We start from the raw sequence: 15656 nt of genomic DNA on the forward strand, positions 1-15656 counted from the left end.
GATATTTCCTTGTCTTAATCGTCATTGTTGCCATATAAAAACTGACCTATTAAATCTTCTAACACCATCGCTGAACGGGTATCTTCAATATGATCGTTGGCGGCTAAAATGGTATTTTCGTCTTCATCAATAAAACCAGGTGTTAGGCCGATAAACTGCTCCCCTAACAAACCAGAAGTTAAGATAGCCACCGAGCTAGTATCTGGAAATTGATTAAACTTCGCCAAGATATTCATCGCCACCAGCGGGGTAAAATCTTCGTTATCAAGACTGATGCTGGCAACTCGTCCTACAACAACCCCGCCGACCTTAATCGGTGAGCGTACTTTCAAGCCGCCAACATTGTCAAATTTTGCGTATAGTCGGTAGCTCTCATTGTCTCCGCCTAGTTGACTGTCGGCAACTTTTAACATCAACATCAACAGAGCAGCTATGCCTAACAACAAAAAACCACCAACCATTATTTCAATTTTTTTACTAATCATTTCTATCCTTCACGCCCAAGGCACGACCAATTAATTTATTATATAAACCGTCGATATTTAGTTAACCAAACATCAAGGCTGTCATCACAAAATCTAACCCCAAAATAGCCAATGACGATTGCACCACTGTTGCGGTCGTCGCTCGGCTAATCCCTTCCGACGTTGGCTCGGCGTCATAACCTTTATGCAGGGCTATCCACGTCACCACCACGGCAAAAACTAAGCTTTTAATGCCACCATTGACAATATCTTCACTCCATTGAACCGATGACTGCATAATCGCCCAAAAAGCCCCGGTATCAACTCCCAGCCACTCGACACCGACTAGGTGACCACCTAAAATTCCAATCGCAGAGAAAATAGTGGCTAATAACGGTAAACTGATCACGCCAGCCCAAAATCTCGGTGCGATAATTTGATGCAGCGGATCAATCGCCATCATTTCAAGCGAACTTAATTGTTCGGTTGCTTTCATTAAACCAATTTCGGCGGTCAAGGCCGAACCGGCTCGCCCCGCAAACAGCAAGGCCGATACCACAGGGCCGAGCTCTCGCAGTAAAGATAAAGCGACCATTTGGCCCAAACTTTGTTCCGCGCCATAGTCGACCAATAAGGTATAACCCTGTAGCGATAATACCATGCCAATAAACAAGCCTGAGACCAAGATAATAACCAGCGATTGCACACCGACCACATATAATTGCTTCACGAGCAGCGGTAGCAATTTAAAGCCCCTGCCTGCAGGTTTTAACGCCCCGAACAATAATAGCCCCGCGCGACCTGCACCAGCGACAAATGACAATCCCTGACGCCCTAATCCACTGACCGACTTACTTAACATGATTAAACAATTCCTCTTGGTAGTCGGCTGCTGGATAATGAAAAGGCACCGGCCCATCAGGTTCCCCTGCCATAAACTGCCGGACTTGTGCCGACGTCTCTTGTCTTAATTGCGCCGGAGAGCCCTGCGCAATTACGGTTTTGTTAGCGATGATGTAGACATAGTCTGCAATGCTCAACACTTCCTCAACATCATGCGATACCACCACAGATGTCAAATTAAGCGCATCATTTAAATCACGGATCAGCCGTACAATAACGCCCATCGAAATAGGATCCTGCCCCGCAAAAGGCTCATCGTACATAATAAGATCAGGATCTAAGGCAATGCTGCGCGCTAATGCAACGCGCCGTGCCATGCCGCCCGACAACTCGGTCGGCAACAAATTTGCGGCACCACGCAAGCCCACAGCTTCGAGTTTCATTAAAACAATTTTTCTAATGATACTCGCAGACAGCTTGGTATGCTCTCGCAATGGAAAGGCGATATTATCAAAGACACTCATTTCAGTGAATAATGCGCCCGATTGAAATAGCACCCCCATTTTTCGTCGCGCCTGATAAAGGGCTTTACGCGATAACGTCGGAATATCCTGGCCATCGAACATAATTTTACCGCTATCAGGACGCAGCTGTCCGCCAAATAAACGTAACAGGGTTGTTTTACCAATGCCACTAGGCCCCATAATCGCGGTGACTTTACCACGGGGTACAGTCAACGAAATATTATCGTAAATAACCCGATCGTTGCGACTAAAGCTCAGATTCGAGACTTCAATGATGTTGTTTGATTGATCCAATAGTTCTGTATTCCTTGTGTTCTAACGATTGAGCGAGCCCAGCATCTTGCCGATGCATTTATTTTAAACGATCAGTACATTGATATTCAATCTGTTATGTACTAAATTATGATCCACTTAAATAAGTCTTAATTAATTTTTATCTCAAGCTTAATCACTCTTTAATGAACTCAAGCAAAATATCAACCCAAATTCCCCTTTAGTGCAGCTTCGGATATTTAAATTCAGTTTTTAGCGTAAATAATCACGACAATAAGCAATTGTGCTTCCTTTTTTAAGGGATAATAGCGACAATTAACCTTTTGAATTACAGCAGCAGAGTCTTATACATGTTTTTAAGTATCGCCATGTTGATCTTCGGCATGATCGGCCTAATATGGAGTGCCGATAAATTCGTTTATGGCGCTGCCGCCATCGCACGCAATTTTGGTTTTCCACCATTAATCATCGGCCTGACCATAGTCGCTATGGGCTCTTCAGCGCCAGAAATTATGGTCGCGGCTAGCGCCTCGTATGAAGGTAATATTAATACCGCAATCGGTAATGCGCTCGGCTCGAACATAACCAATATTGCCTTAGTACTTGGCATTACTGCCTTACTAAAACCTTTAGTGGTAAGTTCCGCTTTATTAAACCGTGAACTACCTTTGTTATTGTTTGTCTCAGGTTTTGCTGGGGTTATGTTATATGACCAGCAACTAACCCAAGTCGAAGGTATTGCTTTACTTAGCTTATTTTTCATCACTATAGGTGGAATATGCTGGTTAACTCTTAAAAACAAAAAAAATAACGACCCGTTGTTGCAAGAAGCACAAGACGATGTGCCTGAAGGCGTCAGTAATAGCAAAGCGATAATCAGTGTCGTCATTGGCATGATTTTATTACCGCTGTCTTCTCATATCTTAGTTGATGGCGCAGTTGATATTGCACGTTTCTTTGGTATTTCAGAGTTAGTTATTGGCTTAACCATTATTGCTATTGGCACCAGCCTGCCTGAATTAGCAGCCTGTATTGCCAGTATCAAAAACAACGAACATGATTTAGCGTTAGGCAATATTGTCGGTTCGAATATTTTTAATATTTTGGCGGTGTTAGCGATGCCAGCATTGATTGCACCTGGCGCGTTTGATCCAAATGCGGCAGGACGTGATTTATATATTATGCTTGCTCTAACTATTACCCTATTTGTAATGTGCTGGCACTTCGGTAAAAAACGCACGATCACCCGCACAGAAGGTGGCTTGTTACTGTCGAGCTTTATTGCCTATCAAGCATTACTATTTTTCTAGAGAATATTGCTATGCCAAGTAAGAATGATTTATGTCGCTGGGGCCAAGACGTTATTACGACCGAAATATTGGCCCTAACCGAAATAAAACAATATATAAATGATGACTTTGCCCGCGCATGTGAGCTGATTTTAAGCTGCCGTGGCAAACTCATTGTGATGGGCATGGGCAAGTCAGGCCATATTGCCAATAAAATTGCCGCGACCCTAGCCAGTACTGGTACCCCTGCATTTTTTGTTCACCCTAGTGAAGCCAGTCATGGTGATTTAGGAATGATTTCTAAAGATGATATCGTTTTATCAATTTCTAACTCGGGCACTTCGGCTGAAATTTTAACTCTTTATCCCGTGATAGAACGCTTAGGAGTACCTGTGATTGCCATGACCGGCAATCCGGACTCGGCCATGGCTAAACTGGCTCGCATCCATCTGTGCATTGCAGTATCAAAGGAAGCTTGCCCATTAGGTTTGGCCCCGACTTCAAGCACCACCGCCACCTTAGCGATGGGAGATGCATTAGCGGTTGCACTATTGCAAGCAAAAGACTTTACCGCTGACGACTTTGCACTGTCTCACCCCGGTGGGGCGTTGGGGCGACGTTTATTACTTAAAGTACTTGATGTCGCGCACACCGGCAACGAGCTGCCTTTGGTTGACCAGCATGTTAGTATTAGTCTTGCGCTGCTTGAGGTTTCTCAAAAAGGTCTTGGCATGACCGGCATTATTAATGAGCAGGGCCAGCTGGTCGGGTTATTTACCGATGGTGACTTACGCCGAACCCTAGATCAAAAGCTCGATTTTCATACCACGTCAATCAGTCAAGTAATGACCAAAGAGCCAGTGGTGTTGCAAGATAATTTACTCGCTGCAGGTGCCTTAAAATTAATGGAAGACAACAATATTAATGGCTTATTTATTGTTGATAAAGACCGCCAACCACTTGGTGCATTAAACATGCTTGATATGCTTAAGGCAGGAGTTGTCTAGTGAATAAAATAAATACCTTATACGGCGAAATAGCTGAGTCGGCGTGGCTGCGGGCACAACAAATAAAACTGTTAATTTGTGATGTCGATGGCGTATTTTCAGATGGCAGGATTTATCTTGGCAACGATGGCGAGGAGCTAAAAGCTTTCCACACCAAAGACGGTTATGGCATCAAGGCGTTGCTCAATGCCGGCATTAATGTCGCTATAATTACCGGCCGCGATTCAGCGATTGTTGAACGACGAATGCGTGGACTCGGCATTAGTCATATTTATCAAGGCCAAGCCGACAAATTTAGTATTTACCAGCAGTTATTAACTGAACTTGCTTTAGAGCCGGACCAAGTTGCCTATATTGGTGACGACATGGTTGATAAAGTAGTAATGGATCATTGCGGCTTAGGCATTGCGGTCAATGATGCCCACCCGGCCCTAGTAGTCGATTGCGACTATCAAACGTTTATTAACGGCGGCTTTGGCGCAGTCCGTGAGAGCTGTGATTTAATTTTAGCCAGCCAACACAAATTAGATGATGCCCAAGGCATGAGCATATGAGTCGTGCCACACTATTGATCGGACTGTTTTTTATTTCATGCGTATTGCTGTTTATGAATCCATTCTGGTCGATTAATGGTGTGAAAGTGAAGCCCCAAAGTTTTCAACCTGACTTTGTTGCTAATGACATGACCCTGCGCCAATATAATGAAGAGGGTTATTTATCTTCACAATTACACGCGCAGCATATGGCTTTTTATGATAAAACCAATATTACCCAATTTACTAAGCCAAGTTATATTTTGTACCCCAAACAGGGTAGTCCTAAATGGAAGATAAGTGCTGACATTGGGCTGGTTGAGCAAAGCGATCGGGTCGTGTTAACAAATAATGTTATTATTAGTGCCTTAGATCCGACGCAAAATATAAAATCAATTACAACATCTCGGCTTGAGCTAAATTTAGGCACGATGATGATAAGCAGTGATCAAAAAATAAAAATCACTGGTGAACAATATGACATTACAGGTGTTGGACTTAAAGCGAATTTAAATCAGCAACACATTGAACTCATTAAAGATATACAGGCTGTTTATGAAAAAAATCAAAGCTAGCACTCTTCTTGCTCTGACCTTATTAGCCAGCGCTCATGCCATCGCTCTTACGAGTGATGTCAACAAACCCGCCGTTATTTCTGCTAATAATCAAACAATTGATTTGGTGAAAAACTTCGCGATGCTGTCCGGCAACGTCACGATAAAGCAAGGCTCGATCTTAATTTCGGCCGATAGCTTAAAGATCTATAATCATGGTAAAAGCGGTAAAGAAATTATGGTATTAACGGGTAACCCAGCCAAGTTTAGCCAGCAACTTGAGCAAGGAGGCCAGTTAACAGCTCAGGCTAAAACTATTCGCTTTGAACGGGCTAAAAACATTGTCAGCCTAACTACTGATGCTCAGTTAAAACAACAAGATAGCTTAGTAAAAAGTCAATTCATTAGCTATGACATGGCCAAGAAAGTATTGTTAGCCAACAACCAAGATAAAACAACGCCATCAAAGCGCGTTGTTACTATTTTGCAACCAACATCAAGTGATAAAAAATAAGTCATGTCGAAATTAACCGCCCAGAACTTAGCCAAACGCTATGGCAGTCGCCAAGTCGTTACCGATGTATCTCTTGAAGTGGCGCAAGGTCAAATTGTCGGCTTACTCGGCCCTAATGGCGCTGGTAAAACGACCACATTTTATATGGTTGTTGGTTTAGTCCCCACCGACAATGGAAAAATAACCATTGATCAGCAAGATATAACGATGATGCCAATGCATCTTCGCGCACGTCAGGGCATTGGTTATTTACCACAAGAATCGTCAATATTTCGAAAATTGTCGGTGGTAGATAATATTATGGCGATCTTACAAACTAGAAAATCGCTATCAAAACAACAACGATTGGACAAATTAGAAAGCTTGCTGCAAGAGTTTCGCATTGAACATATCAGAGACAATCTCGGGATGTCGTTATCGGGTGGTGAACGCCGCCGCGTTGAGATAGCCCGAGCTTTGGCAGCTGACCCTGAATTTATTTTACTTGACGAGCCATTCGCTGGGGTAGATCCTATCTCGGTGATTGATATAAAAAATATAATTAAACAGTTGAAAGATCGTGGTTTAGGCGTATTAATTACCGACCATAACGTTCGGGAAACTCTCGATGTTTGTGAATTTGCCTATATCATGAGTCATGGAAAAATGATTGCACAAGGCAAGCCAGATGATATTCTGTCAAATCAGACCGTACGTGATGTTTATTTAGGTGAACAATTCAAATTATAGTAAGTTATAGGTGCCCAGTACCCAAGTTAAAGAGCGATTAGTTCAGGTATTAGTTCCCGGGTGTGAAGTTATCTCAACAAAATAATGGAATTAAATGAAAGCTTCTTTGCAGTTAAAACTTGGTCAATCATTGACCATGACGCCTCAGCTTCAGCAGGCAATTAGATTACTTCAATTATCAACTCTTGACCTGCAAGCAGAGATTCAAGAGGCGCTTGACGCTAACCCATTATTAGAAGTTGAAGAAGGCTCGGATAACGAACCAGCCAAAGGCGAGAGCAACGACTCAAATACAATTTCTGACAGCCCACAGGCAGACAACGAACCCACCGAAGCCACCGAAGCTCAGGATAACAGCACGCTAGACACCACAGAAGCGCTCGAACAACCCAACATTAGTGACGAGCTGCCAATCGATAGCACTTGGGATGATTACACCTCAGCAGCACCCGCGGCCTCAAGTGGCCCGATCGATGAAGATTTTCAATTTCAGGGGGAAACCACTGAAAATTTACAAGACCATTTATTATGGCAAATGAATTTAACCCCCTTTAGCGAAACCGATTTCGCAATTGCCACCGCAATAATTGATGCGATTGAAGAAACGGGTTATCTGACCCAGACTCCTGATGATATTTTAACTGCAATGGCTAATTCAGAAGTTGAACTGGACGAAGTGATGGCCGTATTGAAACGGATCCAGCATTTTGACCCGGTCGGTGTCGCGGCGCAAGACCCGAGTGAATGCCTAGCAATTCAACTAAAGCGTTTACCAGAAAGTACGCCATGGCGTGCCGAAGCCTTGCTGTTAGTAACTGATTATATGCAATTATTAGCACAGCGTGATTATCGAACGTTAACCCGTAAAACAAAACTTAAAGAACATCAATTAGCCGCCGCGATTTTGTTAATTCAAACCCTGAATCCGCACCCTGGCAGTGCTATCATCAAGAAAAAAGATGAATATGTTATTCCTGATGTCTCTGTTAAAAAAATTAAAGGCCGCTGGGTAGTTGAGCTTAATCCTGATAGTTTACCTAAAATTAGGGTTAATCAACAATATGCAGCCTTGAGTAAAACCAGTAAAAGCACGAGTGATACTCAGTTTATTCGCAACCATTTGCAAGAAGCAAAGTGGTTTATCAAAAGCATCGACAGCCGTAATGAAACCTTATTAAAAGTAGCTAATTGCATTGTGGTACAGCAACGTGGCTTTTTTGAGTATGGCGATGAAGCGATGAAACCTTTAGTATTAAATGATGTGGCTGAAGCCGTTGAAATGCATGAGTCGACAATTTCTCGGGTCACGACTCAAAAATACATGCATACCCCGCGTGGGATCTTCGAGCTTAAGTACTTTTTTTCAAGTCATGTCAGCACAGAAAATGGTGGAGAGTGTTCGTCGACCGCAATTCGAGCTATTATTAAGAAGCTGATTGCCGCAGAGAATACTAAAAAGCCATTAAGTGATAGTAAAATTGTCGATTTATTAGCGGATCAAGGGATAAAAGTAGCGCGACGTACCATCGCAAAATATCGAGATGCTTTATCGATCCCTGCGTCTAATCAAAGAAAGAGTTTAATTTAAGTTTTTACCAAACGGAGAATGTATTATATGCAAATTAATCTAACTGGTCATCACGTAGAAATAACCGATTCTCTTCACGAATATGTACACAGTAAATTTGGGAAATTAGAACGCCATTTTGAACATATCAACAATGTGCATGTGGTACTTAATGTCGAAAAGCTCGAGCAAATTGCCGAGGCGACATTACACATCAATGGTGGCGAAGTCTTTGCCAATTCAACGCACGAAGATATGTACGCAGCCATCGATGCGTTAATCCATAAACTAGATCGTCAAATCATTAAACACAAAGAGAAAATGACCAGACGTTAATTATTATCCGAGCTGTTAGTTCAATACCCTAGCAGCTCGCCTTTATCCAGAACTCAGGTTAAGTAACCATCAATCCGCTTTATGTTTGTCCTCTTTACTATATAATCTATTGCAAACAATTTATTACGCATTCGAGTAAGACCAATAGCTGCTTACGGATCTACGATTCGCTAATCTCTTACTTTGAGCAATAAAACTCGATAGAAAAATTCATTTATAGGGAATTAACAGTGAAACTCACCATCGTCAGCGGTAGCTCAGGCTCAGGAAAAAGCGTTGCACTGCGCGTATTTGAAGATCTCGGATACTACTGTGTCGATAACCTGCCAATGAGTTTATTACTCGCTTTTGTGCAAAGTATGACTGATATGAAGCAGTCGATTGCGGTAAGTTTAGACGTGAGAAATATTCCAAAAGATAAAGATGAATTCAATAAATTATTGACTCAACTGGCTGCAGAAGCACAGATTGAAATTTTTTATCTAGACGCATCAAGCACTACCTTAATTAAACGCTACAGTGAAACCCGTCGGTTACACCCTTTAACTCAGGAGTGCTTAAGCTTATCAGAAGCTGTCGCAGCGGAAAAAATACAGCTGCGCGAATTAGCTGAAATTGCCGACTTGAAAATTGATACCAGTAAACTGACCATTTATCAATTGAGCGATTTAATTAAGCAGCGAGTGCTTGGTAAAAAATCGAATGAATTAGTGATCGTGTTTGAATCATTTGGTTTTAAATATGGCTTACCACGTGATGTCGATTTTGTATTTGATGTACGCTTTTTGCCAAACCCACATTGGATCCCCGAACTAAAGCCTTACACTGGACTAGATCGACCGGTGATTGAATACTTCGAACAACAAGCCGTTGTTGCCAAATTTCAACAACATATTGAATACTTCATCACGACTTGGTTACCCGATATTGAACGAAATAATCGCAGTTATTTAACCATAGCTATCGGTTGCACTGGCGGTCAGCATCGTTCTGTTTACATTGCACAGCAACTGGCTAAACATTTTTCATCCGGCAGCCATAGCGTCCAGATCCACCACAAGGAATTAAATAAAACCGGGACCATTGAATAATTCAGGCACAAACCTCAGTGCTAATAGCCCTGATAATCGTTAAATCGGCCAGATAATAAACCTCAGTAGGCTAGTCTGCTGAACCTAACCATAAGTGAAAAATCTATGCCAGAAACAGTTGTCGAACAAGAACTTTCCAACCAACGCTTTGATCAAGTGCAGAACGCACTCAATAGTGGAATGTTCGTCCATGTTCGCCAAATGTTAATGGACATGCCTGCCTGTGATGCCGCTTTATTACTTGAGTCAACCCCACCCAAAAATCGTCAAATCATCTGGCAATTAGTCGATCCTGACGACCAAGGCGACATCCTTGAAGAACTCTCGGATGACGTTCAAAAAAGTATTTTAAAACAGATGCCGGCGCACGAGTTAGCCGCTGCAGCCGAAGGCATGGACACCGATGATATCACCGATGTCCTAAGAAGCTTGCCTGATAGCGTTTACCAAAAAGTGCTCAACGCTATGGATGAGCAAGACCGCCATCGAGTTGAAGCGGCCATGGCTTACGACGAAGATACCGCCGGCAGTATCATGAATACGGATACCGTGACCTTACGTCCTGATGTTAATCTTGATGTAGTTTTGCGCTATTTACGTTTGAAGGGTGAATTACCCGAAGCAACAGATATGTTATACGTGGTCAATAAGGATGATAAATTACTCGGCGGGGTACCATTAGCCACACTAATCACCACCAATCCAAGTATGACCGTATCACAAGTGATGGATCGGACTATTGAAGCGATACCAGCCGAATTAGAAGATACTGAAGTGGCCAAACAGTTCGAACGACACAACTGGCTATCGGCTCCTGTTGTTGATCATGCTGGTAAGCTGCTTGGTCGAATCACCATTGATGATGTCGTTGATATTATTCGTGAAGATGCAGAGCACTCAATGATGAGCCTCGCCGGTTTAGACGATGAAGAAGATACCTTTGCTCCGGTGATAAAAAGTACCTACAAACGTTCATTGTGGCTCGGTATTAACTTACTGACCGCACTGGCCGCCGTCTCGGTCAGCGCATTATTTGAGCCCATTCTGGCCCAAATGGCCATTCTCGCTATTTTAAATTCAATTGTGCCCAGCATGGGTGGTATTGCTGGCAATCAGACCCTTACCTTGATTATCCGTGGCATGGCACTTGGCCATATTGGTGACCGCAACAAGCGCTGGCTGATCGGAAAAGAACTAGCGATCGGGGTGTTGAATGGTTTAATTTGGGCACTTATTCTTTCGGTTGTCGTTGCTTGGTGGCAGCAAGATCTTAAGCTAGGCATGGTTATAGCGTTTGCTATGGTTGCCAACATGACCGCGGCAGGATTAGCTGGTGCCTTAATCCCACTTACCATGAAAAAAATAAATATCGACCCTGCGCTTGCTGGCGGCGTAGTACTGACTACCATCACTGATGTAGTGGGGATTTTTGCTTTTTTAGGTACAGCAACCCTCGCCTACGCCAACTAGATCTACCGTTACTTACCTGATTTAACCCCAAGTAGCTAACGGCAACAGCTATGTTATCTCATCGCTGTTGCCGCCAAGATTCAATTTAAATGCCCAACATCAGTGCCTATTATTCCATTTGGCTATAAGCTCACAGTATTTTATTTTAACAAAGATGCAACATAATCAAACGTTAGTTTCATTTTTTTGCTAACCTAGCCAATTGCATCAACGTTTGAGAGCATTGTGTGATAATAATAAAAATAATTTACCACAAGCTAGGCCTATCTATGCTGAACAACATAAACCAAGAACATTTCAATCATTGGTTTTTACGAAATATCAAGGGTAAAGTCCAATGAAGCTAACTGTCGCTAGTCGAATTATTGGTGGGTTTGGAATTATCTCGCTACTGATTATCACAACAACCTTAGGTGCCATCCTAAACCTTTGGTATATAAAACAAGACACGGTTAAAGCCAGAGATGTTGCATTACCGATGTTGCAACTGAGCAATAAGCTGCAAACACAGTTAATCGAAATTGAACGATTTTCAGTACTATCATATTACAGCTTTACCCCGCCACAACTGCAAGCTGAAAGAGCGCAGCAGACAACAGCACAAACTCAGTTTTCAGCGCTGCTGCTTGAGCTCAAGCAACTGCACTTGAGAGACAATCAGTTGCCAAGCTATATTGAGCCACTAAATAAAGCTATCGACTCGGTAGTAAAAAGTACTCAGCTGCTCCATCAAGTGATGAGCACCAAGCTTAAGCTAACAACTAACCTGTCCGAACGAATGGCCGAATTAAACGATAGCTTTTATGAGACCAGTGGTTACTTGCTCGATATTATAGATATAGAGAGTGAAGAGAATCAGCCTCTTGAATTTGTTATCGGCATGGCCAATAATTTAGACGTGATGTTAGCAACAACGTTGCAAATCGCTAAAGATCTTCATTTGGCTAACAATGCCGACAGCATTGAGCTACTCACTCAACAATTGGCCGGCAGCTATAGCGACTTAAGATTAAAATATGATTTTATGGCCGACAGGATTGGCGGAGTACTTGAGCAAGAATTAATTAACAACTTGCAGGCAGCATTTGAGCACAGCGCAATATTTATCGCTCCGACAACGACGATTAGTATTGATAAACAACAATTATCACAGAACATCGCCCAAGCTAAAAAACGCTACCACGCAGTAGATATCCACGTAGCCCAAACGAAGCAGCATCTAACGCAGTTACTAACCCTTGCAAGCAGTACGGCAATGCAAGCACAGCAACAAGTCATAAATAATGTTGATCGCAGCACCCAGCAGGCAATTGCAATAGTGATCATCGCTATTTTATTTGCAATCGCCATTGCTTGGGCCACTATCCGACGAATTTTAACGCCACTAAATCAGATTAATGGCGTTCTTAAAACGTTAGCTAATGGTGATTTGTCTCGGCAAGTCAAGGTCGACTCTAACGACGAATTTATGCAACTGGCTGACAATATCAATCAGCTCAGTAGTAAGCTTAGATCCCTCATTAATGGGATCACTCATCGAGCTAGCCTATTAACCGCTGAAGCCGAGCAAACGTCTCACACCACCGATCAAACGGCAATCGCCATGGTACTGCAACAAACTGAAGTCGATAAGGTCGCAGCGGCAACCAATCAATTAACCTCCAGCGCGAATCAAGTATCTAGTCACGCCAACAACACCTTAATTGAAATAAAACATGCGAGCGAACAAGCGGTTAGTTTGGCCAGTGTCTTAGAGCAGAGCCGCCACACCATTAGCTCGTTGGACAGCGACATAAGTTCGGCATCAACCGTAATCCATAAACTACATGACGACAGTACTAACATTGGGTCGATTGTTGGGGTCATTCGCGGGATCGCCGAACAAACAAATTTGCTGGCGCTAAATGCAGCAATTGAGGCAGCTCGAGCTGGCGAACAAGGGCGTGGTTTTGCCGTTGTCGCTGACGAGGTCAGAAGTTTAGCCAATCGAACTCAACGTTCAACTAATGAAATCCAGTCAATGATTGAACTGATCCAATCAGGGGCCCAGCAAGCTGTTGCCGTGATGGAGGCCAGTCAACAACGTACTAAACTTTGCGTGACCGAAACACAAAACACAACTAGAGATTTAGAGCTAATGAGCATTTCGTTGCAACAAGCAGATGAGATGAGCTTAAAGATTACCCTAGCGACTGAACAACAAAATATCGTTTCCAAGCAAATATCACAGCGGTTAGATCAGATTGTTCAAATCGCCAAAACGACTTCACTGGGCGCTCAACAAACGTCTGATTCTAATCGTCAGTTAATCTTACTCGCAGAAGAGCTTCAGTCTTCAGCGGAAAAATTCTCGACCTAGAATTAAGATACCCCTTAAGATCTATCTGTCTATTTTGGACATAAAAAAAGCCACTTTATTACTAAAGTGGCCTTAACAAATCAATTGTTGTTAGCTGCCTGCAATTTTCATATTCTCAAGTAAAATTGAGCCACACAAAGTACTCTTGCGCAAATCAACGTCACCAGCAATCGCGACAATATTACGATACATATCTTTGAGGTTACCAGCGATAGTAATTTCATGCACTGGGTATTGAATAACGCCATTTTCAACCCAGAAGCCAGCGGCGCCACGCGAGTAATCACCCGTGATGATATTAACCGAAGAGCCCATTAAGTCGGTCACTAATAAACCCGTGCCCATTTGCTTTAATAGTGCTGCTTGGTCTGGCACCGTATGATCGATTAACCAAGTATGCGTGCCGCCAGCGTGACCGGTTGGTACCAAGTCTAATTTTCGGCCGGCGTAACTGGTGATCAAGAAGCTTTTAAGGATGCCCGCCTCGATAATATCGAGATCTTTAGTACTAACCCCTTCATGATCGAAGGGGGTAGAGGCCAAGTGGCCCAATAAATGCGGACGCTCAGCTATATTTAACCATGACGGGAAAATTTGGGTGTCGAGGCCGTCTAACAACCAAGTCGCTTTGCGGTATAAGCTGCCGCCACTAATTGCACTGACTAAATGACCGAAAAATCCTGAAGCTAATTCACCACAAATAATCACCGGCACTGACATGGTATTAAGCTTTTTCGCCCCGAGTCGCGCTAAGGTTCTTTCACTAGCCTCGCGGCCAACAGATTCGGCCGTCGCTAAGCGATCAGGGTAACGTGATACCGTGTATTGATAATCGCGTTCCATCTCGCCATTTTGCTCGCCGATACTGACGCAAGACAAACTATGACGAGAACTAAGGTAACCCTCAAGTAAGCCATGACTATTGCCATAAACTCTGACGCCTTGGTGTGAACTATAAGACGCGCCATCTGAATTAGTGATCCGTGAATCAAGTGACAATGCTGCGTCTTCCGCGGCCAATGCCAGATCAATACCATACTGAGGCTCAAGCGACCCAGGGTGGAATAATTCAAGGTCTGGTGGGGTTTTTACCATAAATTGTGGATCGGCTAAGCCGTTAAACATGTCTTCTTCGGTATGCTTAGCAATGCTAATAGCAGCAGCAACCGCGCTCTCAATTGCTTGCTCGCTTAAATCAGACGTTGAACTACTTCCCTTACGGTTACCACAATAAACACTGATGCCTAACGCGCCATCATGGTTAAACTCGACCGTTTCAACTTCTCGTAATCGCGTAGAAACACTAATGCCTGTTTGCTTGCTCATAGAGACTTCGGCGGTAGTTGCCCCTTTGGCCTTAGCGAGCTCTAATGCTTTGGCTACCGAAGCCTTTAAACGGGTGAGTTCGTTGTTCATGTCGTTATTTTGATCCACAAGGCATTCCTATCGATTGAGTTATCGTTATCTTAACATGGCTGTGACGCTTAATAGTGATATAATATATTTTTACCTAATAGTTAACGAGCAACCATGAGCACAAAATCACACAGTACCACAGAGTTAGAGGACGACGACTGGGTCAGCAAAAGCGAAAAGAAACGCCAAGCTGAGGATATGCAGGTCACAGCTCGTGCACTAATGAAATTGTCGGACAATCAGCGTAAAAAAATTCCGATGAGTGATGATTTGCAAGCGGCGATTATCCTAGCTATCAAGATAAAAAACACGAAAGAAGGTTTCCGTCGCCAAATGCAGCTCGTGGCAAAAATATTACGTAATAACGAAGTTGACGCAATCAAAAAAGCAATTGGTGAATTTGATTTACGCCATAAGCGCTCTGACGTTGCAGCAATGAAAGTAGAGCTAGTGCGTGACGCCATGCTGAAAAAAGGTGATGACGCTGTTAACGATTTTATTAGTAACCATCCGAGTGCTGATCGCCAAAAATTGCGCCAGCTAATCCGCCAAGCCAATAAAGAAGCGGCAGCGGAGAAACCAGCGAAGGCTGCTAAAGAGTTGTTTCAATACCTTAGACAAATCACTACAGAGTCAGCGCAGAGCTAACTCGGCCATTTCTATCGTGTTACATTTACAAAAAAGCCG

Annotated in this window: 16 protein-coding genes; 12 read left to right on the forward strand and 4 right to left on the reverse strand. The window is 43.1% G+C overall.

What is annotated here, in order from left to right; genetic code table 11:
* Window positions 1–14: 14 nt before the first annotated feature.
* The 3 genes from mlaD to mlaF all read right to left on the reverse strand — a co-directional run bounded on the left by mlaD (window position 15) and on the right by mlaF (window position 2125).
* The gene (gene mlaD / locus HRU23_10475) at window positions 15–485 is read right to left on the reverse strand and encodes an outer membrane lipid asymmetry maintenance protein MlaD (GenBank protein NRA54559.1); all 471 of its coding nucleotides are present in this window, start codon (window positions 483–485) and stop codon (window positions 15–17) included.
* Between the two features lie 61 nt (window positions 486–546).
* The gene (gene mlaE, locus HRU23_10480) at window positions 547–1326 is read right to left on the reverse strand and encodes a lipid asymmetry maintenance ABC transporter permease subunit MlaE (GenBank protein NRA54560.1); all 780 of its coding nucleotides are present in this window, start codon (window positions 1324–1326) and stop codon (window positions 547–549) included.
* Window positions 1316–2125: a phospholipid ABC transporter ATP-binding protein MlaF gene (mlaF, locus tag HRU23_10485; protein NRA54561.1), complete on the reverse strand. Its 810-nt coding sequence runs from the start codon at window positions 2123–2125 to the stop codon at window positions 1316–1318. The genes mlaE and mlaF overlap by 11 nt, the downstream gene beginning before the upstream one ends.
* A gap of 329 nt (window positions 2126–2454) precedes the next feature.
* On the opposite strand from mlaF, the gene HRU23_10490 reads away from it, so the two are divergent.
* The 11 genes from HRU23_10490 to HRU23_10540 all read left to right on the forward strand — a co-directional run bounded on the left by HRU23_10490 (window position 2455) and on the right by HRU23_10540 (window position 13553).
* Complete coding sequence (locus HRU23_10490) at window positions 2455–3414, forward strand: calcium/sodium antiporter (protein ID NRA54562.1); 960 nt, start codon at window positions 2455–2457, stop codon at window positions 3412–3414.
* A gap of 11 nt (window positions 3415–3425) precedes the next feature.
* Window positions 3426–4400: a KpsF/GutQ family sugar-phosphate isomerase gene (locus HRU23_10495; protein ID NRA54563.1), complete on the forward strand. Its 975-nt coding sequence runs from the start codon at window positions 3426–3428 to the stop codon at window positions 4398–4400.
* Between the two features lie 8 nt (window positions 4401–4408).
* On the forward strand, window positions 4409–4954 hold the full coding sequence (gene kdsC / locus HRU23_10500; protein ID NRA54564.1) for a 3-deoxy-manno-octulosonate-8-phosphatase KdsC: 546 nt from the start codon (window positions 4409–4411) through the stop codon (window positions 4952–4954).
* Window positions 4951–5508 carry an LPS export ABC transporter periplasmic protein LptC gene (gene lptC, locus HRU23_10505; protein NRA54565.1) on the forward strand — a complete coding sequence of 186 codons (558 nt, stop codon included), beginning with the start codon at window positions 4951–4953 and terminating at the stop codon, window positions 5506–5508. The genes kdsC and lptC overlap by 4 nt, the downstream gene beginning before the upstream one ends.
* The gene (gene lptA / locus HRU23_10510) at window positions 5489–6001 is read left to right on the forward strand and encodes a lipopolysaccharide transport periplasmic protein LptA (GenBank protein ID NRA54566.1); all 513 of its coding nucleotides are present in this window, start codon (window positions 5489–5491) and stop codon (window positions 5999–6001) included. The genes lptC and lptA overlap by 20 nt, the downstream gene beginning before the upstream one ends.
* A 3-nt stretch (window positions 6002–6004) precedes the next feature.
* Window positions 6005–6730, forward strand: a complete 726-nt coding sequence (lptB, locus tag HRU23_10515; GenBank protein NRA54567.1) for an LPS export ABC transporter ATP-binding protein — start codon at window positions 6005–6007, stop codon at window positions 6728–6730.
* 94 nt (window positions 6731–6824) lie between these two features.
* Entirely contained in the window at window positions 6825–8318 is a 1494-nt protein-coding gene (locus tag HRU23_10520; GenBank protein ID NRA54568.1) for an RNA polymerase factor sigma-54, read from the forward strand.
* A 27-nt stretch (window positions 8319–8345) separates the two neighbouring features.
* Window positions 8346–8633 carry a ribosome hibernation promoting factor gene (hpf, locus tag HRU23_10525; GenBank protein ID NRA54569.1) on the forward strand — a complete coding sequence of 96 codons (288 nt, stop codon included), beginning with the start codon at window positions 8346–8348 and terminating at the stop codon, window positions 8631–8633.
* 230 nt (window positions 8634–8863) lie between these two features.
* The gene (rapZ, locus tag HRU23_10530; GenBank protein ID NRA54570.1) at window positions 8864–9724 is read left to right on the forward strand and encodes an RNase adapter RapZ; all 861 of its coding nucleotides are present in this window, start codon (window positions 8864–8866) and stop codon (window positions 9722–9724) included.
* 105 nt (window positions 9725–9829) lie between these two features.
* Complete coding sequence (gene mgtE, locus HRU23_10535; GenBank protein ID NRA54571.1) at window positions 9830–11194, forward strand: magnesium transporter; 1365 nt, start codon at window positions 9830–9832, stop codon at window positions 11192–11194.
* Between the two features lie 337 nt (window positions 11195–11531).
* Window positions 11532–13553: a methyl-accepting chemotaxis protein gene (locus HRU23_10540; GenBank protein NRA54572.1), complete on the forward strand. Its 2022-nt coding sequence runs from the start codon at window positions 11532–11534 to the stop codon at window positions 13551–13553.
* A gap of 90 nt (window positions 13554–13643) precedes the next feature.
* Here HRU23_10540 and pmbA read toward each other — a convergent pair whose 3' ends face one another.
* Window positions 13644–14969 (reverse strand): metalloprotease PmbA, encoded by a 1326-nt coding sequence (pmbA, locus tag HRU23_10545; protein ID NRA54573.1) that lies wholly within the window; start codon window positions 14967–14969, stop codon window positions 13644–13646.
* Window positions 14970–15083: 114 nt separating this feature from the next.
* Between pmbA and HRU23_10550 the strand changes: the two genes are divergently transcribed.
* A complete protein-coding gene (locus HRU23_10550; protein ID NRA54574.1) occupies window positions 15084–15617 on the forward strand; it encodes a DUF615 domain-containing protein in 534 nt (177 codons plus the stop codon).
* Window positions 15618–15656: the final 39 nt, after the last annotated feature.

Source organism: Gammaproteobacteria bacterium, assembly GCA_013214945.1.
Taxonomy (GTDB): domain Bacteria; phylum Pseudomonadota; class Gammaproteobacteria; order Enterobacterales; family Psychrobiaceae; genus Psychrobium.